Source organism: Streptomyces cadmiisoli, assembly GCF_003261055.1.
GTDB lineage: Bacteria > Actinomycetota > Actinomycetes > Streptomycetales > Streptomycetaceae > Streptomyces > Streptomyces cadmiisoli.
The window spans coordinates 1,899,228-1,922,689 of the sequence record NZ_CP030073.1 but is presented as its reverse complement, the minus strand read 5'-3'; the positions used below and the strand labels follow the sequence as shown (position 1 = coordinate 1,922,689).

At 72.2% G+C, this 23,462-nt stretch carries 22 protein-coding genes and 1 pseudogene; 10 read left to right on the top strand and 13 right to left on the bottom strand.

Annotated features, from left to right (window positions below; genetic code table 11):
• Positions 1-70: 70 nt before the first annotated feature.
• The 9 genes from aceE to DN051_RS07890 all read right to left on the bottom strand — a co-directional run bounded on the left by aceE (position 71) and on the right by DN051_RS07890 (position 9,669).
• Complete coding sequence (gene aceE, locus DN051_RS07930; RefSeq protein ID WP_112438373.1) at positions 71-2,758, bottom strand: pyruvate dehydrogenase (acetyl-transferring), homodimeric type; 2,688 nt, start codon at positions 2,756-2,758, stop codon at positions 71-73.
• Positions 2,759-2,876: 118 nt separating this feature from the next.
• On the bottom strand, positions 2,877-3,617 hold the full coding sequence (locus tag DN051_RS07925) for an SDR family oxidoreductase (RefSeq protein WP_053762536.1): 741 nt from the start codon (positions 3,615-3,617) through the stop codon (positions 2,877-2,879).
• 430 nt (positions 3,618-4,047) lie between these two features.
• Positions 4,048-4,986 carry a hypothetical protein gene (locus DN051_RS07920; protein WP_053762537.1) on the bottom strand — a complete coding sequence of 313 codons (939 nt, stop codon included), beginning with the start codon at positions 4,984-4,986 and terminating at the stop codon, positions 4,048-4,050.
• Positions 4,983-5,471 (bottom strand): hypothetical protein, encoded by a 489-nt coding sequence (locus DN051_RS07915; RefSeq protein WP_053762538.1) that lies wholly within the window; start codon positions 5,469-5,471, stop codon positions 4,983-4,985. Before DN051_RS07915 ends, DN051_RS07920 begins: the two co-directional genes overlap by 4 nt.
• A gap of 2 nt (positions 5,472-5,473) precedes the next feature.
• Positions 5,474-6,697 (bottom strand): macrolide family glycosyltransferase, encoded by a 1,224-nt coding sequence (locus DN051_RS07910; protein ID WP_053762539.1) that lies wholly within the window; start codon positions 6,695-6,697, stop codon positions 5,474-5,476.
• Complete coding sequence (locus DN051_RS07905; protein ID WP_234389033.1) at positions 6,694-7,608, bottom strand: patatin-like phospholipase family protein; 915 nt, start codon at positions 7,606-7,608, stop codon at positions 6,694-6,696. Before DN051_RS07905 ends, DN051_RS07910 begins: the two co-directional genes overlap by 4 nt.
• Before the next feature lie 177 nt (positions 7,609-7,785).
• Entirely contained in the window at positions 7,786-8,268 is a 483-nt protein-coding gene (locus DN051_RS07900) for a cupin domain-containing protein (protein ID WP_053762541.1), read from the bottom strand.
• A gap of 186 nt (positions 8,269-8,454) precedes the next feature.
• A complete protein-coding gene (locus tag DN051_RS07895) occupies positions 8,455-9,024 on the bottom strand; it encodes an SsgA family sporulation/cell division regulator (RefSeq protein ID WP_112438372.1) in 570 nt (189 codons plus the stop codon).
• Positions 9,025-9,207: 183 nt separating this feature from the next.
• Positions 9,208-9,669, bottom strand: coding sequence for an RrF2 family transcriptional regulator (locus DN051_RS07890; RefSeq protein WP_053762543.1), 462 nt, complete (start codon positions 9,667-9,669; stop codon positions 9,208-9,210).
• A 193-nt stretch (positions 9,670-9,862) separates the two neighbouring features.
• Here DN051_RS07890 and DN051_RS07885 point away from each other — a divergent pair, with 193 nt between their 5' ends.
• Positions 9,863-11,068 (top strand): NAD(P)/FAD-dependent oxidoreductase, encoded by a 1,206-nt coding sequence (locus DN051_RS07885; protein WP_079001691.1) that lies wholly within the window; start codon positions 9,863-9,865, stop codon positions 11,066-11,068.
• Positions 11,069-11,301: 233 nt separating this feature from the next.
• Positions 11,302-11,787, top strand: a complete 486-nt coding sequence (locus tag DN051_RS07880) for a MarR family winged helix-turn-helix transcriptional regulator (protein WP_112438371.1) — start codon at positions 11,302-11,304, stop codon at positions 11,785-11,787.
• Positions 11,788-11,942: 155 nt separating this feature from the next.
• Here the strand turns inward: DN051_RS07880 and DN051_RS07875 are convergent, their stop codons facing one another.
• Positions 11,943-12,593, bottom strand: a complete 651-nt coding sequence (locus DN051_RS07875) for an FMN-dependent NADH-azoreductase (protein WP_053762545.1) — start codon at positions 12,591-12,593, stop codon at positions 11,943-11,945.
• Positions 12,594-12,744: 151 nt separating this feature from the next.
• On the opposite strand from DN051_RS07875, the gene DN051_RS07870 reads away from it, so the two are divergent.
• Positions 12,745-13,410, top strand: a complete 666-nt coding sequence (locus DN051_RS07870) for a nitroreductase (protein ID WP_053762546.1) — start codon at positions 12,745-12,747, stop codon at positions 13,408-13,410.
• A gap of 275 nt (positions 13,411-13,685) precedes the next feature.
• Here the strand turns inward: DN051_RS07870 and DN051_RS07865 are convergent, their stop codons facing one another.
• A complete protein-coding gene (locus DN051_RS07865) occupies positions 13,686-14,168 on the bottom strand; it encodes a MarR family winged helix-turn-helix transcriptional regulator (RefSeq protein WP_053762547.1) in 483 nt (160 codons plus the stop codon).
• A gap of 197 nt (positions 14,169-14,365) precedes the next feature.
• Here DN051_RS07865 and DN051_RS07860 point away from each other — a divergent pair, with 197 nt between their 5' ends.
• Together DN051_RS07860 and DN051_RS07855 are read left to right on the top strand one after the other, a co-directional pair.
• Positions 14,366-15,565, top strand: a complete 1,200-nt coding sequence (locus DN051_RS07860) for a CaiB/BaiF CoA transferase family protein (RefSeq protein ID WP_053762548.1) — start codon at positions 14,366-14,368, stop codon at positions 15,563-15,565.
• Between the two features lie 128 nt (positions 15,566-15,693).
• Positions 15,694-16,230 (top strand): Lrp/AsnC family transcriptional regulator, encoded by a 537-nt coding sequence (locus DN051_RS07855; RefSeq protein WP_112438370.1) that lies wholly within the window; start codon positions 15,694-15,696, stop codon positions 16,228-16,230.
• A 64-nt stretch (positions 16,231-16,294) separates the two neighbouring features.
• On the opposite strand, the gene DN051_RS07850 is transcribed toward DN051_RS07855, so the two are convergent.
• A complete protein-coding gene (locus tag DN051_RS07850) occupies positions 16,295-16,918 on the bottom strand; it encodes an antibiotic biosynthesis monooxygenase (protein WP_063797389.1) in 624 nt (207 codons plus the stop codon).
• A gap of 71 nt (positions 16,919-16,989) precedes the next feature.
• Here DN051_RS07850 and DN051_RS07845 point away from each other — a divergent pair, with 71 nt between their 5' ends.
• From DN051_RS07845 to DN051_RS07835, 3 genes are read left to right on the top strand one after another with little or no spacing between them, the layout of a single operon-like run.
• Complete coding sequence (locus DN051_RS07845; RefSeq protein ID WP_053762549.1) at positions 16,990-17,514, top strand: (2Fe-2S)-binding protein; 525 nt, start codon at positions 16,990-16,992, stop codon at positions 17,512-17,514.
• 11 nt (positions 17,515-17,525) lie between these two features.
• On the top strand, positions 17,526-18,527 hold the full coding sequence (locus DN051_RS07840; protein ID WP_053762550.1) for an FAD binding domain-containing protein: 1,002 nt from the start codon (positions 17,526-17,528) through the stop codon (positions 18,525-18,527).
• Positions 18,524-20,755 carry a xanthine dehydrogenase family protein molybdopterin-binding subunit gene (locus DN051_RS07835; protein ID WP_053762551.1) on the top strand — a complete coding sequence of 744 codons (2,232 nt, stop codon included), beginning with the start codon at positions 18,524-18,526 and terminating at the stop codon, positions 20,753-20,755. Before DN051_RS07840 ends, DN051_RS07835 begins: the two co-directional genes overlap by 4 nt.
• Positions 20,756-20,866: 111 nt before the next feature.
• Here DN051_RS07835 and DN051_RS07830 read toward each other — a convergent pair whose 3' ends face one another.
• Positions 20,867-22,048, bottom strand: coding sequence for a PP2C family protein-serine/threonine phosphatase (locus tag DN051_RS07830; RefSeq protein WP_053762552.1), 1,182 nt, complete (start codon positions 22,046-22,048; stop codon positions 20,867-20,869).
• Between the two features lie 269 nt (positions 22,049-22,317).
• On the opposite strand from DN051_RS07830, the pseudogene DN051_RS47775 reads away from it, so the two are divergent.
• Together DN051_RS47775 and DN051_RS45745 are read left to right on the top strand one after the other, a co-directional pair.
• Positions 22,318-23,056: pseudogene (locus DN051_RS47775) on the top strand (GNAT family N-acetyltransferase).
• A 78-nt stretch (positions 23,057-23,134) separates the two neighbouring features.
• Positions 23,135-23,443, top strand: coding sequence for a hypothetical protein (locus tag DN051_RS45745; RefSeq protein ID WP_199314903.1), 309 nt, complete (start codon positions 23,135-23,137; stop codon positions 23,441-23,443).
• Positions 23,444-23,462: the final 19 nt, after the last annotated feature.

Here is a 23,462-nt window from a genome sequence, read left to right as displayed (position 1 = left end):
CACCCCTGGTCTGCGCACCCACCGCGGTGCGCGGCGGTCCTCACGGCGCGCCGGGCCCGCGGCGGGACGCTCATCCCTGCCGGCCGTAGCGCTCCCGTGCCCGGACGACGGTGTCCGGGTCGACGGCGCCGGTCCGCGCCAGCCGGTCCAGGGCGGCCACGACGATCGACTCGGCGTCGACCCCGAAGTAGCGGCGCACGGCGTCGCGGGTGTCCGACAGGCCGAAGCCGTCCGTGCCCAGCGACGAGTAGTCCTGTTCGACCCACTGGCTGATCTGATCGGGCACCTGGCGCATCCAGTCGCTGACCGCGAGCACGGGTCCGCCGACACCCGACAGCGCCTGCGTCACGTACGGGACGCGCTCCGTGCCCCGCAGCCGCGCCCGGTCGGCGTCGAGCGCGTCGCGGCGCAGCTCGGTCCAGGACGTCACCGACCAGACGTCGGCGTGCACGCCCCACTGGGACAGCAGCAGTTCCTGCGCCTCCAGCGCCCAGTGGATCGCCGTACCGGAGGCCAGCAGCTGGATCCGCGGCCCCGCGTCCTGGGACTCCGCCTGCCGGAACCGGTACATGCCCCGCAGGATGCCCTCCTCGACCGAGGGCCCTTCGGGCATGGGCGGCTGCTGCTTGGGCTCGTTGTAGACCGTCAGGTAGTAGAAGACGTCCTCGGGCCGCTCGCCGTACATCCGGCGCAGGCCCTCCCGGACGATCACCGCGATCTCGTACGCGAACGCCGGGTCGTAGCTCACCGCGGCCGGATTCGTGGACGCCAGCAGATGGGAATGCCCGTCGGCGTGCTGGAGCCCCTCGCCCGTCATCGTCGTACGGCCGGCCGTCGCGCCCACCACGAAGCCGCGGCCCAGCTGGTCGGCGAGGGCCCAGAACTGGTCGCCGGTGCGCTGGAACCCGAACATGGCGTAGAAGATGTAGAACGGGATCATGGGTTCGCCGTGCGTGGCGTACGCCGTAGCCGCGGCGGTGAACTCGGCCAGCGACCCGGCTTCCGTGATGCCCTCGTCGATGAGCTGGCCGTCCTTGGCCTCCTTGTAGTGCAGGAGTTGGTCGGCGTCGACCGGCTCGTAGGTCTGCCCCTGCGCCGAGTAGATCCCGGCGGTCGGGAACAGGGCCTCCATGCCGAACGTCCGGGCCTCGTCGGGGACGATGGGCACCCAGCGCCGCCCGGTGTCCTCCTCGCGCATCAGGTCCTTGACCAGCCGCACGAGAGCCGTGGTGGTGGCCACCTCCTGCTTGCCGAAGCCCTTGCGGAGGGCATCGAAGGGACGGGCCGCCGGCTGCTTCAGCGGCTTGGCCACCACCCGGCGCACCGGCACGGGACCGCCCAGCGCGGCACGCCGCTCGTGCAGGTACTGCACCTCCTCCGACTTCTCGCCGGGGTGCCAGAAGGGCACCACGTCGCCGCTCAACGCACTGTCCGGAATAGGCAGTTCGAGCGTGTCGCGCAGCCGGCGGAACTGGTCCGTGCTCAGCTTCTTCATCTGGTGGTTGGCGTTGCGGGCCTCGAAGTCCGCACCCAGCGTGTGCCCCTTGACCGTCTGGGCGAGGACGACGGTGGGCCCGCCGCGGTGCTCCGTCGCGGCCTGGTACGCCGCGTGCACCTTGAGCGGTTCGTGGCCGCCCCGGGAGTTCTCGAACAGGTCGGTGATCTGCGCGTCGCTCAGGCTCGCGGCGACGCGGGACAGGGCGTCCCCGGTGAAGAAGTGCCGGCGGATGTAGGCGGCGTCCCGCGCGGCGTACGTCTGGAACTGGGCGTCGGGTATCTCGCCCAGACGGCGCACCAGCGAGCCGTCGGCGTCCCGCTGCAGCAGCGGATCCCAGGCCTCGCCCCACAGGGTCTTGATCACGTGCCAGCCGGCCCCGCGGAACCGGGCCTCCAGCCCCTGCACGATCTTGGAGTTGGACCGAACCGGACCGTCCAGCCGCTGCAGGTTGCAGTTGATGACGAAGGTGAGGTTGTCGAGTCCGTCCCGCGCGGCGAGTTCGAGCGCCGCCGTCGACTCGGGCTCGTCGACCTCGCCGTCTCCGAGGAAGGCCCAGACATGCGACCCGGAGGTGTCCTTGATGCCCCTGTTGAGCAGGTAGCGGTTGAACCGGGCCTGGTAGACGGCGGCGAGGGGGCCGAGCCCCATGGAGACCGTCGGGAACTCCCACAGCCACGGCAGGCGCCGGGGGTGCGGGTAGGAGGGCAGCCCGTGGCCGTCGACCTCACGGCGGAAACCGTCGAGCTGCTCCTCGCGCAGCCGGCCCTCCAGGAACGCCCGCGCGTAGATGCCCGGCGAGGCGTGCCCTTGGAAGAACAGCTGGTCCCCGGAACCGTCCGCGTCCTTGCCTCGGAAGTAGTGGTTGAACCCGACCTCGTAGAGCCAGGCCGCGGACGCGTAGGTCGCGATGTGGCCGCCGAGGCCCAGGCGGGAACCGCGGGAGACCATCGCCGCCGCGTTCCAGCGGTTCAGCGCGGTGATGCGGGTCTCCATGGCGAGGTCGCCGGGGAAGTCCGGCTCGGCCGACGCGGGAATCGTGTTGATGTAGTCCGACGACAGCAGCCCCGGCAGGGCCGCCCCGGACCGGACGGCGTGCTCGTGCACGCGCCGCATCAGGTACACGGCGCGGTCGGGGCCGGCGTGCCGGATGACGGCGTCGAGCGATGCCTGCCACTCGCTCGTCTCCTCGGCGTCACGGTCGGGTATCTGGTCGAGCTGACTCGTCGCGGAGGCGGCGGCGGGCAGGATCGGATCACTCATGGCAGCTTTCCTGTCGAGGCGTGCGGAGGTGAGGTCGGACGGCGGTCGCGGCGGCGGGCGCGCGTCGGTGGCCGTCCGGTCGGGAAGCGCGGGGGGAGGCCGCCGGCGCGCCGGTGCTTCAGCGCTGCGTGAGCCAGGTGCCGAACGTCGTGCGGCCGAAGTGGGCACCCGGCTGCGGCAGAAGACCGTGTTCCGCCGCCTCGGCGGCGAGGAGTCCGGCCCGACCGTCCGCGATGACGCACCTGGCGTCGCCTCGGGCGGCGAGCAGCTTGGCGGCGAGGTCGTCGAGGCGGTGCTCCTCGGGGCCGGCCACCTCCAGCGTGCCGAACAGCGGCAGTCCCACGGCCACCCGCGCGAGTGCGGCGGCGACGTCGTCCGTCGCCACGGGACGCACGGGCGCGGGGACCACGTGGACGGCGTCGCGGCGTGTGTCGGCGACGGTGACGGCCTCCAGGAACTCGAAGGACGGCGCGGCACGCACGATCGAGTGCGGTATCGGGGACCGCCGGACCTGGTCCTCCTGCTCCGCCTTCGCGCGCAGGTAGGGCGAGGTCAGCCGGTCGGCCCCGACGACCGAGAGGATCACGTGATGCTCGACTCCGGCCAGGTCCGCGGCGGCCAGGAGGTTGGTGGTCGCGGTGCGGAAGAACTGGAGTGCCGCCTCGTCGGTGCGGGTCGGGGCGTTGGTGACGTCCACCACCACCTCGGCGGCCCGCAGGGCCTTGTGGAGGCCTTCCCCCGAGATGACGTCGACGCCGTGGCGGCGGGAGACGGGTACGGCCTGCACCCCGTGGTCACGCAGCCGGGCGACGGTCCTGGAGCCGATCAGCCCTGTGGCCCCTGCGACGACGACTCTCATCCGGGTCCCTTCCCGTCAGGGGTCGGGGACCCCGTCCACGTCCGGCTGACGGGCGAGGTCAGCCGCATTCACCACGTATGACAGGGTGCGCACCGATGTTGTGACACCGAGCGGGCCGTCGTGATCGGGGGACGGCCGTCGCCCTGGGCCGCCGGGGTCGTGCGAGGACCACCCGCCGGGGGCGCGATCCGACCACTCGACCCGGGCCGGACGCGGGAGCCCGACCACTCGACCCGGGCCGGACGCGGGAGCCCGACCGGGCGGCCCGGGCCGGGACTGCGACGAGGCCGGGACCGCGCTCGGCCGGGACCGCGCTCGGCCGGGACCGCGCTCGGCCGGGACCGCGCTCGGCCGGGACCGCGCTCGGCCGGGACCGCGCCCGGGCCGGGACCGCGCCCCGGCCGGAACCAGGATTTGGTCGGCGGGTGGCTCAGGCCTTCGGGTCGTCGGCGGCCGGCGGCGCGCCGTGGTGGGCGCGGATGAGCTCGATGACCGTGTCGGCGGTGCGGGCCAGGTGGCTGCGGCCGTCGGGGAGCTGTGCCGACCGGCTGATGTAGCTGCGCGGTCCGACGTGGGTGGCCGGGTCGAGCCGGTGCACGGTGATCTTCCCCGCGCGGTCCGCCCGGTTCCATCCGCTCCCGCGGAACAGCGGCCAGCGCTGCGGGAAGATCCAGGTGCCGAGCCGCTCGATCGGGTCGCTGGCGCTGGTGAGCCGGTGCAGGTGCTGGACGCCGCGCAGGTCGTTGGCGCCGTTGTGGAACCCGCCGAGGGTGATCATCAGCAGCGGCGCGCCCAGCTGGCCGTGCAGTTCCTCGACCGCGCCGGTGGCGACCTGGGCGCCTCCGCTGTAGCTGAGCAGCACGACCGGTACGCCGCTGTCGGGCTCGTACCCGGCGAGCCGCAGCTGGGTGGCGATCTGACCGCCGACGGCCCGGTTGTACAGCGGCCGGTACCGGTGGTCGGCGGCGACGAAGATCTGCATGACGTTGTGCAGGAACAGCAGCAGTCCGACGCGGCGGCGCAGCCACGCCCACACCGGCCGGTCGGCGATGGGGTCGGCGAGCGGTGAGTAGGGCAGCACCTGGCCCAGCACGCGCAGCTCCGGCGCACCCTTGATCAGGGCCTTGACCAGCAGGCCCCCGTCCCGGCTGTCACGGAAGCGGCGTTTGCCGATGCCGTCCAGGTAGACCAGGTACGCGTTCGGCGGGCTGTCCGGGGCCGCACCGCGCGCGTAGGGCACGCCCTTCGGCAGGACGGACGTGGGGGCCCGCCACCCGACGCCGTAGGCCAGCACCTCGTGGCGGGCCAGCAGGGCTTCGGCGAGCAGGACCGGCCCGAGCAGGGCGGCCCAGAGCAGGAAGTGGTTCATGCCATCGCCTCCCGGCGGCCGGTCGTGCTGATGCGCGCCACCAGACGCCGCACGCCCTCGGAGGTGACACCGAGCCCGACGCCCGCGACGGTGACGCAGCCGACGGCGGTCCACCAGCCCAGCCCGGTGGCCGAGGCGAGCGAGTCGGACAGACCGGCTCCGACCCCGATGAACAGCAGCAGGTGCAGCAGTGGCCCGAGCAGGGGGAAGGCGAGCACGGCGGCGAGCATCAGGGGGGCGATCAGCTCAGGTGTCCACACGAACTCGGTGGGGGCCGCGGCCGGGGCTCCCTGGACCAGCTCGGCCAGGGTCAGCGTGGTCAGCGGCCACAGCGCGAACACCGCGCCCTCGACGAGGGCACCGGCGAGCAGCAGGCCGATCACGAACTTGCGCGACACACCGGGCCGGTGCGCGACCAGGGGCAGGACGCGCCCGGCGGCCTCCGAGAGCCCGGCCAGGAACAGCAGGGGAAGTACTGGTGACACGGTCAGCCCCGCTTCGACGAAGAGCCGGGGGACGCCGGACCGGCCGTACCGGCCGCTTCCAGATAGGACTCCAGCTCGTCGGCCGCGCGCAGGAAGCCGCCCGCCTCGCGCTGGGAGTCACGCAGGGCGGTCGCGGCCGCCCGGAACCGGGGCTCGTGCAGCAGGCGCCGGGCGAGCGCGCGCACGGATGCCACGTCGGCCTCCTCGGTGCGCAGCGACAGACCGGCCCCCAGTTCGACGACCCGGCGCGCCACCGCCGGCTGGTCGGCGCCCTGCGGGATCACCAGTACCGGGACCCCCGCGTACAGGGCTTCGTTGACACTGTTCATGCCACCGTGGGTGACGAACATCGCCGCACGGGCGAGCACCTCCGGCTGCGGTACGAAGCGGCGGGCGAGCACGTTGGCCGGCAGCGGGCCCAGCGCGTCGGGATCGGTCTGCCCGGTGGAGAGGACCACTGTGCCGCCCAGCGGGGCGAGCGCCGTGGCGAAGCCGCGCAGCAGCCGCGGTGACGCGTTGAACACCGTGCCCAGCGAGGCGTACAGCACCGGGTCGCGCAGCCGGTCCGTCGGGAACGACGTGTCGACCGGGCGGGACCCGATGCTCGGCCCGACGAACCGGTAGGACCGGTCGAAGTCGTCCACGGAGGGCTGGAACGCCGGCGACGTGTACACCAGATTGAGCGGCTGGCGGATGTTGCCCAGATCGATCAGCGGCAGTCCGCGTGTGTCGAAGTGGCGGCGCAGCCCGGTGCGCGACCGCAGATAGCGCTGGAGCGCGCAGGGCCGGGACGCCGCAGCGGCCAGCAGACCCCCCGATCCGCGGGTGGGACTGTGCACGTGCCGGTTGAACGCGAAGGTGGTGAACGACGACGCCGCCGGCACCTTCAGTTCGCGCGCGGCGACCGCACCCCACGGACACGCCGAGTCATGGACGATCAGGTCGGGCCGGATGCCGCGCAGTTCGTCGAGCACGGCGGGCAGCAGTCCGGCGGTGGCCCGCGCGAGCCCCGCCAGCAGGGTGAGCGGTGTCGGCGGATCGGGGAGCGCGAAATCGCCCCCGGGATACAGACGCACGCTCGCGCCGGCGGCCTCGACTCCCGCCCGGAACGCGGGCGAGGTGTGGTACGTGACGCGGTGTCCGCGCCGTACCAGCTCGGCCACGACGGGCAGCGTCGGGTTCACACGCCCGTGCATGCCGACGTTGATGAACGCAATGGTGCTCACTGAACAGCTCCCGATACGAGAGAATGTGCCGTCCCGCCCGGACCGGCCGGGGTGTTCGCGGGATCGTCGGCCCGGTAGAGGCCGGGGCCGCTTACCCGCAGCCCGTCTAGGAAGCGCCCCGCCGTCCGGGACGCGGTGCTGATCAGCCGTTGCGACTGGCCGAAGTCCCATGGGGCGGGCCACTCCGCGACACCTGTCGGGAGCACGACGGTCGGGATGTGCCGGGACACGTCGTGCAGGTCGCGCTCGATCTGATGGTGCAACAGCAGGAGTCCGGCCCGGGCGGCGATCGCACCCGCCCCGCGCCGCGGGATCATGGGACGTACCGCCCCGCTCTCCCGCCCGGTCGACAGCACGACCACACTGGCCGCCCCCGCCTCCCAGGCCGCACGCACCGGAACATAGGCGACCACCCCGCCGTCGATCAGCGTCCGGCCGTCGCGCGGCACCGGGGGCAGGACCCCGGGGATCGCGGAGCTGGCCAGCAGCGCCGACTCGAGATCCCCGTGGTCGAGCAGCGCCTGGGCGCCGGTGTCGAGGTCCATGGCGACCGCGGTGAAGGGGACCGGCAGCTCCTCGATGCGTGAGGGAAGTTCGGCTCCGGCGATCAGCCTGCGCAGGCCCCGGTCCGTGAAGAGGCCGGCCCGCGCGGACGGCAGGCCGAGCGGAAACACCTTCCGGCGGCTCAGCCGGCTCCACACCTCGTCCAGCCAAGCGGCGGCCCGGTCGGGGTGCGCGGCCGCGATCGCCCCGGTGAGGGCGCCGACGGACGTACCGATGATCATGTCCGGGACAAATCCGTGCCGCTCCAGGGCGTACCCGACGCCGACATGGGTCGCTCCGAGCACACCTCCGCCGCCCACGACCGCGGCAACAGGCCGGGGCAGTGCGCGCAAATCCGCCGCCTTCATCGGGGCACCTCCCATCACGAATCGGGACGGTCGCCAAATAGACCGGGCTCCGATTCGATCTGTGACACCGAAATCGCGGTTGTCGTGTGAGGTGGGTTACAGGGAAGCGGCCGTGACGCGACGTACGGGTGTCTCCGCGTGCCCCGCGACGAGTCCCCGGGCGGGGTCCGCCCGGACCTACTCGACGAAGTACGAGTCGTGTTCGTCGAAGAACGCGGCGCGCTCCTCGTCGGTGGCGTCGGCCAGGTGCGACAGCCCTTCGAAGTACGCCTCACGCGGTGCCCCGGGCGTGAAGAGGAGCAGCATCTGGGCCGGGGCGTCGGAGTCGTTGCGGAAGGCGTGCAGCCCGCCCTGCGGGACGTGCAGGAAGTCGCCCTGCCGCGCGTCGACCCACTGCGCGCCGTCGTAGAGGCGCACGGTGCCGTCGAGGATGAAGAACGACTCCGAGACGGTCTTGTGGAAGTGTGTCCTGGGGCCGCCCGCCCGCGCGCTCATCTCGACCCGGTAGAGACCGAACTCGCCGCGCGTGGTGGTCGTGGTCGCCAGATAGTGAACGGCGTCCCCGCCTGCCGTACCGACGCCGGGCGGGGTGTCCACCGGCCGGAATCTCGCGCTGATCTCGCCGCCGTCGCCCGTGTACACCTGCGGCGGGTATGACATGCGAACCGTCCCTTCCCGAGGTTGGCAGCGCACCGACGCGCTGAAGGGGCGGATGCGGACCGGTGCCGAGGCCGCGGGCCACCGGCGTCGTCCCCGGTGCGCCGATGGTCCGCGGCCTCCCCCTCATACAGAGAGACCGGGCTGCCCCCGAGGGTGTGACACCGTGGGCTGACCGCGGCACGGAGGTCATGACGGCCCGTCCAGCATGCGGTCGACGACGCCGTCGACGTCCAGCAGCTGTTGCTCCTGGCCCGCCGGCACGATCTGGTGGGTGCGTTCGAGGAAGGCGTCGATCAGGGTCGCGGAAACCGCCACGACCTCCATGTCCGCCCCCGAGCGCAGGGAGATGAACACCACGTTGTGACCGCGGATGTCGGAAGGCCAGATCCGGACGTCGCCCATGCCGGTGACCTGCTGCCGGCCCTCCGACAACAGGTCGCGTCCGAACTCCCACTCCACGGGTTCGTCGGTGTCCAGGTTGAACACCATGGACACCGAGTACGGGTTGAAGCTGTCGTACCGGAGCTGCGTCACGACGCGCAGGTACTCGCCCGCGTTGACCAGGCGGACGAGCGTCCGGCACCGTACCGCCCCGCGCCGGACGGTCGGCGGGCGGGTGTCGACGGCCTTGGCGCTGCCGCCGTCCGTGCGATCGGCCCCGCGCTCGCCGTCAATGTCGAAGGGCTCCCTGCCCATCAGTTCACCGCTCCGCTCTCCCCGCCCCGACAGGTCCATCAGGTACTCACTGGTCTGCACGCGTGCCCGGAATCACCGAGCCGACAAGAGTCTCGGACGGGGGTGGGTCCCGAAGCATCGGTCAAATGACTGCGAAGCGCTCCCGAGGTCGTGGGAGGGCGCCGTCGAGGCACCCCGACGAGCGCGGTGGCGCAGGTGTGCGGGAGGGCGGGCAGGGTGTCCGCCCGAGCTGCGCGCACAGCGTCAGTTCAGCGCGGAGCGCACCACTTGTCGCACCAGCGGGGAGGCGGTCAGCTCGGTCCTGATGTCGGCCAGGCTCTGGGCGGCCAGCGCCTGGTGCCAGGCCTCCTCGGCCCGGCGCATGGCGGCGTTGACGGCGCAGCGGCCGGTGGGCGGCGGTGACAGTTCACCGATCTTGCCGCCGCAGCGGATCTCGGTGCAGTGGAAGAGCTCGGTGCCCCCCTCGATGGCCTCCACCACATCGAGAAGCGTGATGGCTTCGAGTGGCTTGGCCAGCCTGAATCCGCCGCGGGGTCCGGGCACGGACACCACGAGCTCCGCCCGGGCGAGCAGCTGCAGCTGCTTGTTCAGATAGGACGGCGACAGTCCGTGGGCCTCGGCGAGCTGGGCGCTGCCCACCGGGCCGCCGCCGACCACGTCCAGATTCAGCAGCGTGTGCAGAGCCCACTCGACTCCCTTGGACATTCGCATATTACGGACATTACATGTCCAGGATCCCGGGGGGACAGCCGTCGCCGACCGGATCTCCCGGGGCGGTCGCGAGGGAGGGCGGGGAAGAGCATTCTGGACATCTACTATCCAGGACTTGTAGTGTCCAGGATTGCCGGGCTCGAGGAGTCACCGGCTTGTCACTTCTGCTTCGGAGGCGGAGAAGTCCATGAAGGATGTCCTGATCATCGGCGGCGGTTTCGCGGGCGTGTGGAGCGCGGCGGGAGCCGTACGCGCCGCTCGCGAGGCGGGCGGCCCTGGTGAGGAACTGCGCGTGACGCTGGTCAGCGGGGGCGACGACCTCGTCATCCGCCCCCGGCTGTACGAGGACGCGCCGGACGGCATGCGGGTCGCCCTCGATCGTGTCCTCGGCCCGATCGGCGTACGCCGCGTCACGGCGACCGTCACGGGGATCGACACCGAGGCGCGCACCGTGCGGGCCGTCGGACGCGACGGCGAGGAACTCGACCTGACCTACGACAAGCTGGTGCTGGCCACGGGCAGCCGGCTGGTTCGCCCCGGCTTCCCCGGCGCGCAGCACGTCTTCGACGTCGACACCCTGCCCGCGGCGGCCGCGCTCGACAACCACCTCCGACGGCTGCCCGAGCAGGCGTCGTCCCCGGGCCGCTACACCGCTGTCGTGGTCGGCGCCGGCTTCACCGGCGTGGAGGTCGCCACCGCGCTCGGTGAACGGCTCTCCTCGATCGCCGCCGGGCAGGACGCGGCCGAGGACGTGCGGGTGGTGCTCGTCGACCGCGCCGACGTCGTGGGCCCTGAACTCGGCCCCGGCCCGCGCCCGAACATCGACGGCGCGATCGACGAGCTGAAGATCGAGCGACGGCTCGGGCGCACCGTGGCCTCGGCGACCGGCCGGGACGTCACCCTCTCGGACGGCGAGGTGATTCCGGCGGCCACCGTGGTCTGGACGGCCGGCATGGCCGCGAGCCCCCTGACCGCGCAGATCCCCGGTGAGCGGGACCGGCTGGGCCGGCTCGGCGTCGACCCCCACCTGCGCGTCATCGGTGTTCCCGACGTGTATGCGGCCGGCGACACCGCTCTCGTCCCGGTGGAGGACGGGCGTACGTCGACGCAGTCCTGCCAGCACGCCCTGCCGATGGGCAAGTTCGCCGGGCACAACGTCGCCGCCGACCTCCTGGGCGGCGACCCGCTGCCCTTCACCCCCGACCCCTACGTCACCTGCCTCGACCTCGGTCCCGCCGGTGCCGTGTACACCCAGGGCTGGGATCGCGAGGTGGCGCTGACCGGGCAGGAGGCCAAGACCCTCAAGCAGAACATCAACAGCCTCTGGATCTACCCGCCCACCGACGACGCGGAGCAGCTGCTCGCCCAGGCGGGCCGCTTCTCCAACGGCTGACGGCCGGTCTCGGTCCGCGAGAAGTGACCGCCGTGCCGACGTGGCAGCACGTCGGCACGGCCGGCCGCGTCCACGGCCGCGAATCCGCCGGGTGCGGCCCGGGTGCGGCCGGGTGCCGCCGGGCCGTGCGGCGCCGGCGTGGACCGCGACGGGTGCGGGACGTCCGGTGACGCCTCGCCTTTGATTTCGTTCGAAACCGTATCGAATGAATGGGCCGTGGGTAGCCTGGCCCCATGACAGCCGACGTTCCCCCCGCGAGCGCCGTACCGCGCGCGACCGGCCGCCCCGGCGACTGTTCGCCCTTCGCGCTCGGTCTGCTGCTGCGCCGCGCGCACGCGCACGCCGCCTCCGTGATGACGGAGGCGCTTCGCCCGCTCGGCATCGAGCTGCGGCACTTCGCGGTGATGATGGAACTCGTCGACAGGGGGCCCACGGTGCAGCGGGACCTGGCGAACGCGACCGGGTCGGACAAGGCCGGGATCATGCGGGTCGTGGACGACCTGGAGCGCAAGGGGCTGGCTGTGCGCAGGGCCGTGCCGGGGGACCGGAGGGCGCGCGCGGTGGAGATCACGCCCGAGGGCCTGGAACTGTTCGGCGCGGCCCATGTGGCGGCGGAGCCGCTGGCCGCGCGGCTGGTCACCGGACTCGGTCCGGGGGAGTCGGAGCAGCTGATGGACCTGCTGAACAGGCTCGCCGAGCCGAACGGCGTGGACGGCTGAGCGCCTTCCGCGCGACGGGGCTCGCCCGGCGTGACGGCGCGGGCCGCGTGGACGGTGGGCGCGTCGCGTGGTGTTCCGCGCGGTGGAACCGCGTGCGGCCGCGAATGTGACGTCACCACGAGCGTGACGTCACACGCCGGCCGTGACGTGGCCGGTCACGGGGCGAGGCGTTCCGCGAGGGCCTTCGCCTTGGTGATCGCGTCCTGCATCGCGCGGTTGCGCGAGACCTCGTAGAGGGGGATCAGTTCCGCCATGGCCGGGACGCGGGGCGCCATCGTGAGTTCCGGGACGATGAAGTCGACGTCCAGGCCCAGGCTGCCCCGAAGGACGCTCGACAGATAGTTCTGCACGAAGTCGGAGCCCTCGCGCGGTGTGCCCGGGGCGTACGAGCCGCCGCGACTGGCGACGACGGTGACGGGAGTGCCCTGCGCGGACGGGCGCTCGCCCGAGGTGCGGCCGGTCATGATCACATTGTCGAGCCATGCCTTGAGCGTCGACGGGATCGAGAAGTTGTACATGGGGGCGCCGATCAGGACGGCGTCCGCCCGTTCGAGCTCCGTGATGAGCTCCAGGCGCGCGGCGAGCGCGGCGGACTGCTCCGGGGTGCGCTCGGACGCGGGGGTGGAACCGGCCGTGTGGCCGGCGGCCGTGATGTGCGGCACGGGGTCGGCGGCGAGGTCGCGGTAGATCACCGTGCCCTCCGGGTGCTGCTCCTCCCAGGCCCGGCGGAAGGCGTTCGTCACCGTACGGGACGCGGACGCCTCGCCCGGAAACACGGACGAGTCGATGTGCAGCAGCGTGACCATGGACTTTCTCCCAACAAGCGATGCCCGGGGCCCGGAGGCCGAAGGACGAAAATTGTTTGACCCGAGATAGTCAAACACAAGATGGTATCGAATGCTACTATCGTGAATATGACCAACTCGGTCGCGGAGATCCGTTGGGAGGCAGGCGATCATGGACGTGTATGAAGCGGTGACCAGCCGACGGGCAGTGCGCGAATTCAGAGACCGGCCGGTCCCGAGAGAGGTGCTGGAGCGCGTGCTGTCCGCCGCGGCCTGGACGCCCTCCGCGTCGAACATCCAGCCGTGGCGTGCCTATGTGGTGACCGGCGCCCCGCTGGCCCGGCTCAAGCGCCTCGCCTGCCGGCGTGTGGCCTCGGGCGACGCGTGGGACGAACCGGAGTACGAGCAGTACCCGCCCGCGCTGAAGTCCCCGTACCGCGAACGCCGGTCCGCCTTCGGTGAGCAGCGCTACGGCGCGCTCGGCATTCCGCGTGAGGACGTGGAGGCGCGCCAGCGGGCCGCCGCCGGGAACTGGGACTGCTTCGGCGCGCCCGCCGCCCTGTTCTGCTACATCGACCGCGACCTCGGTCCGGCCCAATGGTCCGACGTGGGCATGTACCTCCAGACCGTCATGCTGCTGCTCCGCGCCGAAGGGCTGCACAGCTGCGCGCAGATGGCCTGGGCGAAGTACCGCAGGAGCGTCGCGGAGGTTCTGGCGCCGCCGGACGAACTCCTCCTCTTCTGCGGCATGTCGATCGGATACGAGGACGACGCCACCTGCGCCGCGCGTGTCGGCCGCGCGCCGCTCAAGGAGACGGTGACGTTCGTCGGGGGATGACCGCCGGCGCGGGGCCTGATCCGGAGGGCCTTCGATCGGCCGAGTCCGTGACGGTGCGGACGGTCGATCGGAGGGGCTCGACCGGAGGGGCTCGGCCGGGTGGCCGGGTGGCCCGGTAATGGTCGGATGGCGGGGTGGCCAGATGGCCGAGCCGTCAGGTGGCCCAGCCGTCAGGCCGTCCGGCGGTCCGGCGACCCGACGATCGGGTCCCCCGGCAGTCAGGTCACCCGGCGGTCAGGTCCCGCAGCAGTCACACGCCCGTCGTGCCGGACCGCTCACGCCTCACGGGCGGCGGGGCGCGACAGTCTGGTCAGCAGTTCGGTCAACTGCCCCAGTTCGCCGGGCTCCAGCCCGGCGGCCAGGCGCTCGGCCGCCGGCAGTGCCACCGCATGAGCGGCCTCGAAGACCCGCACCCCCTCGGGCGTTATCTCCACGGCACGCACCCGCCGATCGCCCGGAACGCACTTGCGCACGGCCAGCCCGCGGCGCTCCAGATCGTCCACGACCCGCATGATCCCCGCCTTGTCCGACCCCGTCGCGCCGGCCAGATCCCGCTGCACCGTCGGGCCGCGGTCGGCGATCTCCATCAGCACGGCGTAGTGCCGCAGTTCGATGCCGAGGGGTCGCAGCGCCTCGGCCAGCGCCGCGTTCGCCCGCCAGTGCGCCCGGCGCAGCAACAGGCCGAGAGTGAAGGGCGAGGTGTCGTCGAGGGTGCCGGACGCGCGCGACGGGATCCTGCTCTGCGGGTCGGCGGTCATGAGCGAACCTTATCAGCCATTCTTTCATTCGATACGATTTCGAATGAAACGGAATCGGGTTGCGCCCGTGAGGGTTTCCGGCGACCTGACGGCCGCTCACCGCACCGCCGAGGCGTGCTACAAAGCACGACGCGTTGCCACGAGTCGTCCGACGCGGCCGTCCCGTCCCGGACGCCCGCCCCGCTGGAGGTCGCCGCATGCCCGAGCACACCGCGGATCTGCCCCTGTCCGGCATCACCGTCGTCAGCGTCGAGCAAGCGGTCGCCGCCCCCTTCGCGACCCGCCAGCTCGCCGACCTCGGAGCCCGGGTCGTCAAGGTGGAGCGCCCCGGGGACGGGGACTTCGCCCGCCGCTACGACACCACGGTGCACGGCGAGTCCAGCTACTTCGTGTGGCTCAACCGCTCCAAGGAATCCCTCACGCTCGATCTGAAGTCGGACCGGGGCCGCGCCGTCCTCGAGCGGCTGCTGGGCGGGGCGGACGTGTTCGTGCAGAACCTGGCACCGGGCGCGGCCGTGCGGCTGGGCCTCGGTGCACAGGCCCTCGGCGAGCGGTTCCCGTCCTTGATCCCCTGCGCGGTGACCGGTTACGGGTCGAGCGGCCCGTGGGCCGACCGCAAGGCGTACGACCTGCTGGTGCAGTGCCAGACCGGGCTGGTGTCGCTGACCGGGAACGAGCACGGTCCGGCCCGCGCGGGTGTCTCCGTCGCCGACATCGCCGGCGGGATGTACGCCTACTCGGGCATCCTCACCGCCCTGTTCACCCGCGCGACGACGGGTGTGGCACGGGCCGTGGAGGTCTCCCTGTTCGAAGCGCTGGCCGAGTGGATGGGGCAGCCCGCCTACTACACCCGCCACGGCGGCACCCAGCCGCCGCGTCTGGGCACGCAGCACGCCACCATCGCCCCGTACGGCACCTACACCGCCGCCGACGGGAAGGAGGTGCTGTTCTCCATCCAGAACGAACGCGAGTGGGCCGCCCTGTGCGAGCGGTTCCTGGAGCGGCCGGACCTGGTCGACGACCCCCGCTTCGCCACCGGTTCCGACCGCGTGGCCCGTCGCGACGAGCTGAACGCGATCGTCGCCGAGCGCTTCGCACGGTCCGCCGCCGGCGAAGTGACCAAGATCCTGGACGAGGCGGGCATCGCCAACGCGGGGGTCAACGACGTCCAGGACTTCCTGGCGCATCCCGTGCTCGGCGCCCGCGACCGCTGGCGCGACGTCCCCCTGCCGGGCGGGGTCCGGGTGCCGGCCCTGCTGCCGCCGGTCGATCTCGCCGGGACCGAGCCGCGCATGGACGCCGTACCGGCCGTGGGCGAGCACACCGACCGGATCCTGGCCGAACTGGGCTACGGCACCGCCGACATCGAGGCACTGCGAGCCGACCGCGTCGTCTGAACCCCCGCCCGCCGCGCTCACGGCCGGGGCCGTGATCCGGTCAGCGTCGGCCCACGCATGTGATTCCGGCCCGGCCCGGGGCATCCTGCCCACAGACACCGTGCCGCGCAGAGCTCCGGGGGGAACGGGTGGAACTGGATGAACTGGACTGTCTGCTGCTGCGCGAGATCCAGCGGGACGGCCGCCAGACCAACCGGGAGCTGGCCGCCACCGCCGGCGTCGCCCCCTCCACCTCACTGGAACGACTGCGGTCCCTGCAACGCCGCGGAATCCTCAAGGGCTTCACCGCCGAAGTGGACCTGGAAGCGCTCGGCCGTCCGGTCCAGGCGCTGATCTCGGTACGGATCCGGCCACCGTCCCGCAAGGTCCTGGAGGGGTTCCGCGCCTGGGTGCGGACCCGCCCCGAGGTGGTGGGCATCTTCGTGACCACCGGCAGCGACGACTTCCTGATCCACATGGCCGTGCCGGACACCGACTATCTGTACGACTTCGTCATCGACGAACTGACGGAGCGCCGGGAGGTCGCCGACGTCCGCACCTCCATCGTCTACGAGCGCCTGGAATCCCGGATCCTGCTGCCCCTGGCCCCCCGGAACACGGACCGTGAACGGCAACCGGGCGGCGACGGCCGAGCGGCCGGTCCGCGCGAGGACGACTGGACCTGAGCGGGTCGAACGACCGCGATCGTCGGATGTCCGCGGGTACGTCGTGCCGGCGCCGCCGACGATTTCAGGCCGTACCGCCGGGCCGCCCCGGGCGTGTGCCGGCCGGTACGGACACCGTGGTGGGGGAGGGCTGCTCCGGATAGAGCCAGCCGCGCAGCGCCCTGCTGAGCCAGGGCATCACCGCGTAGGTCAGGAGCGGCGCGAGGAAGATCGGGAAGATCAGCGTGCGCCAGGGCAGCGGCCAGCTGTGGAAGTGCTCGGCGACCAGCCCGTCGTACAGCAGGGCGAACGGGTAGACCGCGAGGATCGTCATCAGCGACATCTTCCAGCGGGCGGGCGGCCTGGCGGGGGCGCCGGGGACGTTGAACCAGGTCTCCAGGCCGGTGGTGGTCAGTTTCGGCGGCGCCGACCGGCCGTACGGCTTGACCCGCTCCTGCCAGGCGGCTCGCTGGGGTGAGGCCATCCAGCGGTCCAGGGCCGAGGTGTCCGTGAACCGGACGATCGCGTAGTAGTGCCGGGTCTCGCCCTCCGGCCGCAGCCAGGTCACTCCCTTGTGGCCGGTGAAGGCGGCCGCCTCCCTCTCGATCCCGTGCGCCCACTGCTCGAACTCGGCTTCCTTGCCGGGTGTCACCTCCCAGGTGAAGACCACGGTCACCGCTTCACGGGATTCCAGCGCACTGTCGGTCATATCGAAATCCTACGGTTGCAGCACATATCTGCCCGTATCAGGATGAGAGGGTCGCTTGTTGGAGGTGGCCCATGTCTGTACACGGTCCGGCCGTCACCCGGCACGGGCAGACCCTCGAAGAGCGAGGACCCGGCCCGGTCCAGGTCAGATTGTCGGTCAACGGAGTCCAGCACTCCGTGGAGATCGAGCCACGTGTCAGTCTGCTCGACGCGCTGCGCGAACGGCTGCAGCTGACCGGCGCCAAGAAGGGCTGCGACCAGGGCACCTGCGGTGCCTGCACGGTGTGGGTGGACGGCAGCCGCGTGCTGTCCTGTCTCACGCTCGCGATGACCTGCGAGGGACGCGAGGTGACCACGGTCGAGGGACTGGCCGAGGGCGACGAACTGCACGCCATGCAGCAGGCGTTCATCGCCGAGGACGCCTTCCAGTGCGGCTACTGCACACCCGGCCAGATCATGTCGGCCGTGGGTCTGCTCAAGGAGGGCCACGCGGGCGACGACGCCGAGATCAAGGAGTGGATGAGCGGCAACATCTGCCGCTGCGCCGCCTACCCCCACATCCGGGCCGCGATCCGCGCTGTCCGCGACGGAGCCTAGGGAGTCCTGCCGTGCGGCCGATCAGCTACTCGCGAGCCACCGACACCGCGACGGCGATCGCCGCCGTCACCGCCGACCCCACCAGCGACTTCCTGGCGGGCGGCACCACCGAGATCGATCTGCTCCGGCAGAACGTCCTCCACCCGCGACGGCTCGTCGACATCAACGGCCTTCCGCTGACCGGCATCGAGGTCACCCCCGAAGGGGGCCTGCGCATCGGCTCTCTGGCCCGGATGAGCCAGGTCGCTGCGGCGCCCACGGTGCGCGAGCGCTACCCCGTGATCGCCCAGGCCCTCGAACTCGGTGCCTCGGCGCAACTGCGCCACATGGCGTCCATGGGCGGGAACCTGCTGCAACGGGTGCGGTGCTCCTACTACCGGGACGCGGAGTCAGCCTGCAACAAGCGCGAGCCAGGCAGCGGCTGCTCGGCCATCGAGGGGTTCAACCGGGGCCACGCGATCCTCGGTACCAGCGAGCACTGCATCGCCACCCACCCCTCGGACGTCGCCGTCGCCCTGATGGCGCTCGACGCCCGGGTGCTCACCCAGGGCCCGAGCGGTGAACGCGGCTACGAGTTCGACGACTTCTTCCTCCTGCCCGGCGACTCCCCGCACCGCGAGCACCCGATGGAGCACGGCGAGCTGATCACCGCGATCGAGGTGCCCCCGGCACCCGTGGCACGCCACTCGCTCTACCTGAAGGTGCGCGACCGGGAGAGCTACGAGTTCGCGCTCGTCTCGGTGGCCGCCGCGGTGTCCGTCGTGGACGGCACCATCGCGGACGTACGCGTGGCCCTCGGCGGCGTGGCCACCAAGCCGTGGCGGGCCCGCCGGGTCGAGGACTTCCTGATCGGGGCAGGCGTGACACGGGAGAACTTCGCCCAGGCGGCCCGGGTCGAACTGATCGAGGCCCGGCCGACGGCCATGAACGGCTTCAAGGCCGAACTGGCCCGACGCGCGATCGTCCGCGCCCTCGAAACCCTCACCGCCGACCGAAGCGGGAGCCCGGCATGACGACCGCACCGGCAATAGGACAGCCCCTCGACCGCGTCGACGGCCGCCCCAAGGTCACCGGCAGCGCCCGCTACTCCGCCGAGATCCCGATCCCCGGCATGACGTACGCCTGCGTGGTCGGCTCCCGTATCGCCTCCGGACGCGTCACCGACATCGACACCGCCGCCGCCGAGGCGGAGGAGGGCGTGCTCGCCGTCCTGACGCACCGCAATCTGCCGCGCATCGCCGAGCAGCCCCCGCTGCTCCCGTCCCTGGCGGGGAGCGCCGCCCCCGGACAGACCTTCTTCCCGATGCAGGACGACGTCGTCCACTACGCGGGGCAGCACATCGCGATCGTCGTCGCCGACACCTGGGAGCGCGCCCAGCACGCGGCGAGCCTGCTGCGCGTGACCTACGCGGAGACACCCCCGGTCGTCACCCTGGAGCAGGGCCGCGACCAGGCCTACGTACCCGACCACATCTTCGGCGGCTTTCTGCCGGGCAGCGTCGAGCGCGGGGACACCGAGGCTGCTCTCGCGGAGGCGGACGTCACGGTGGACGCCACGTTCACCTACGCGGCGAACAACCACAACCCGATCGAGCCGTCGGGCACCACCGCCCAGTGGGACGGCGACGAGCTGGTCCTGCACGACGCCACCCAGGGCGTCAACGCCACCCAGATCACCGTCGCCCGGCTGCTCGGCATCCCCCTGTCGAAGATCAGAGTGGTCGGACACTTCGTCGGCGGCGGTTTCGGCTCCAAGGCGATGATCCACAATCACCCGGCACTGGCCGCGATGGCGGCCCGGTACGTCGGCCGGCCGCTGAAGCTGGTGCTCACCCGCGAGCAGATGTTCACCTCGGTCGGGCACCGCGAGGAGCAGGAGCAGCACATCGTCCTCGGTGCGACCCACGAGGGCCGGCTCACCGGGATCCGGCACCACAAGCTGTCCCCCACCTCGCACTTCGACGACTGGGCCGAACCCTCGATCGGAGTGTCGTCGGAGCTCTACGCGTGCCCGAACTTCGACGGCGAGTACCGGGTCTTCCGCGCCAACACCATGACCCCGACGTTCATGCGGGCGCCCGGCGAGTCGAGCGGCATGTTCGCGCTGGAAGTGGCGATGGACGAGCTCGCCGATGAACTCGGCCTGGACCCGCTCGAGTTGCGGCTGCGCAACTACTCCGAGGTGAGCCCCGCCTCCGGTCTGCCGTGGTCCAGCAGCGGACTGCGGGAGTGCTACGAGCGCGGTGCCGCCCGCTTCGGCTGGCAGGGCCGCGACCCACGGCCGGGTACGCGCCGCGAGGGCAACTGGCTGATCGGCACGGGCATGGCCGCCGCCGGCTACCCGGTGGCGCCGCCCGCCAATCCGCAACGCGCCCGCGCCCGCCTGTACGCCGACGGCACCGCCGTCGTCCAGGCCGCCACCCCCGAGTTCGGCACCGGTGTCGCCACGGTCATGACCCAGGTCGCCGCCGACGCGCTCGGCCTGCCCGTGGAACGGTGCCGGTTCGAGAACGGCGACACCGACCTGCCCAACATCGCCGCCGCGGTGGGCTCCGCCGGCGCGGGCATGATCAGTGCCGCCGTGCACAGCGCCGCGACCGCCCTGCGCAACCAGCTCATCGCGCGCGCCGTCGGGGACCCGCGGTCCGCCCTGCACGGGGCGAACCCGATCGACGTGGTGGTGCGGGACGGCGTGATGACGGCGGGAACGGCCACCGACGGCTACGCCGAGCTGCTGCAGCGCAACTTCCAGCCGGACGCCGAGGCCTCCGGTGCCTGGAGCCCGCCGCACGGGGAGCCGGAGTACGGGATGATGACCTTCGGCGCCCAGTTCGCCGAGGTGGCCGTCGACGCCGAGCTCGGCCTGGTGCGGGTGCGGCGCATGACCGGCGCCTTCGCCCCCGGCCGGGTGCTGAACACCAAGCTGGCCCGCAGCCAGCTGATGGGCGGCATGCTCTGGGGCCTGGGCCAGGCGCTGCTGGAGGCCAACCACATGGACCCGCGCACCGGCCGCTGGGCCAACACGAGCCTCGGGGAGTACCTGGTCGCGGTCAACGCGGACGCCCCCGACGTCGAGATCGAACTGGTCGAGGTCGAGGACGACGTCGTCAACCCGCTGGGCGTCAAGGGCGTGGGCGAGATCGGGCAGGTCGGAGCGGCGGCCGCCATCGCGAACGCCGTGCACCACGCGACGGGGCGGCGCATCCGGAAGCTGCCGATCACCATCGAGGACATGCTCTGACGGGCAGCCGGACGGGCGCAGGTGACAGGCATCCGGACGGGCATCCGGACGGGCGCAGGGATGGGCGCCGGGCGAGATGTGCCGGGCCGGGTATCCGTGGGCGGACTGCGGTCAGCCGCCCACCGGTCCCGGATCCCGCTGGGCCACGACCACGGGTCCCGGATCACGCTGGGCCACGACGACGGCCATGTCGTCCCGCAGCCGGCCCCCGGCATGGTCGCGCAGGTCGGCGGTGATGGCCTCGACCAGCGGGCCGGGCTCATGGCCGGCCCGCACGGCGACGCGTTCGGCGAGCGGATAGAAGCGGCCGGCCGGGTCGCGGGCCTCGGTGACGCCGTCGGTGTAGAGGATCAGGCGGTCGCCGTCGCGGAAGGGGAAGGTCGCCGGTACGTACATGCCCGCCGAGCTCTCGCCGACGGCCAGGCCGAGCGGCGGCGCGGGCTCCGCCACCTGGAGCGTCGTCACGGTGCCGGTCGACCGGCGCACCAGCAGGGGCGGCGGGTGTCCGCAGCTGACCAGGTGCACCACCGGTTCGTCGTCGGGGATGTCCACGATCACGGCCGTCACGAACCGCTCGTGGAGGTCCGCCTCGGACTTGGAGAACTCGGCCAGTCCCCAGCGGACCGCGTCCTCCACGTAGGAGACCAGTTCCGGCAGCGGGATCTCACGGTGGGCGGCGGCGCGGAAGGCGCCCAGCACGATCGCCGTGTCACTGATCGAGGCAAGGCCCTTGCCGCGGACGTCGCCGATGATCAGCCGGGTGGAGCCGGTGGTGCGCGCCGAGGCGTACAGGTCGCCGCCGACATGGGCGTCGGCGTCGGCGCTGCGGTACTCGGAGGCGAGCCGCACCGGTCCGGCCCGCTCCGGCAGCGGCCGCAGCACGACGCGCTGTGCCGTGTCGGAGACCGAGAGTGCTCGCAGCAGCGCCCGCTCGTGCCGGTCCCGCAGATGTGTGAACAGGATCAGCAGGACGGAGACCGCGGCCAGCGAGCACCACTCGACCAGCACGCTCTCGGTCGTCAGGGTGTGCCGCTCCAGGCCGGCCACGGTCAGCGAGAGCAGTGCCGCGGAACCCACGAGCGTCGTGGCACGCGGTCCGGAACCGAAGGCAGCGACCGCGGTGGCGACGGTCAGCAGATGGGCCAGGTGGATGTCCGGCGGCAGAAACGCGTCGGCCACCGGTACGGCCACGATCAGCAGCAGGGGACCGGCCAGCCACGCGACGGACGGCGGCACCCGCCGGAAGGCGCGTACGAACCCGGCTGGAGAGATCGCGGTGGTGGCAGTGCTCACTTCGGTGCTCCGGTGGGGGTCCTGTGCGGTGGTGCGTGGCGTGGTGCCGACCGGTGAGTCTTTATATGTTTCGACGATAACGCGCGGTCGCACTGTTCATCGGTCGGACAAGTGTTCGCCGGGCGTTCCTCTCGGGCCGGCACGCGAAGCCCACCGCGAACGCGACCCCTCGTGAGACCCGGCACGGCGACGCCCTGGTTTGATTTCCGAACCCACCCGTCACTGCGCGGGTGCCCGTCCCAGCCGCACGACCCACAAGGAGGTCCGCGATGATCCGGACCGGTCCGGAGCCGAAGAGAGCGGAATCCGTTCACATACTGGACAACCCCGTCCTGGCGTCCCTCTCCGGCCCGCGGCACGCCCACCTGGCGCGTGGGTGCGGGCGCGCCGTCCGGTATCTGGAGGACGTGTCTCCGTTCATGGGGTTGCCCGACGACCCGACGGCGGGGGACTGGGCGGACGCCGCCCGGTTGCTCGGCACCGGAACCGCCGCGCTGGTCCGTGACTCCGTGTCCGTCCCGTCCGCGTGGAGCGTCATCGACCGGTTCGACATCCTGCAGATGACCGCATCCCCGGCACTCGAAGGCGTCGACGACGACCGGGCCGTGCGCCTCACCACGGACGACGTGCCGGAGATGCTGGACCTGACCCGGCGTACCGCTCCCGGCCCGTTTCCCCCCCCGGACCGTCGAGATGGGTACCTACGTAGGTGTGCGCCACGACGGCGCCCTGGTCGCCATGGCCGGCGAGCGGATGTGCACGGAGGGGTGGGTGGAGATCAGCGGCGTCTGCACGGCACCCGAACACCGGGGCAAGGGCCTGGGAGCCGCCCTGGTGAAGACGATGGTGGCGCGGATCGCCGCTCGCGGTGACCGGGCCTTTCTCCACGTGACGAGCGCCAACACCCGGGCCGCGCAGCTGTACGAGCACCTGGGGTTCACGGTCCGGCGCGGTCTCGTGGTCACGGTGCTCCGGGGACCGGACGCCGGAGCCGACGGCCGCCACTGACGGATCGACACGCCGAGGCCGCTCCTGAATCCCCTCGAGGAGGCCGTCCGCCGGCGGGCCGAGACGGGCGGCCGGCCCGTGATCATCCGGCCCGGGCTGCTCTACGGCAGAGAGAACCGCCTGATCGACATGTACTTCACCGCACCCGGCAGGCAGGCGGGCGCCGTCCCCTGGCTGGTCGAGAGCGAAGGCGTCCGCGATGGGACCCATCCGCTCGCGCGCCCGCTCCAGGGAGATCGACTCCGTCTTGCCGTCGAGACCGGCCGCCCGGCTGACGGCCAGCGCCACCTCCTTGGCCGTCGGTTCACCCCGGCCCGTGCCCGGACCGATCTGGGATGGACGCCCGGCCGCACCGACCCGCTGGCGATCCTGGCCGGGAAAAGCTGAGGAACATCGCCCGGGCGCA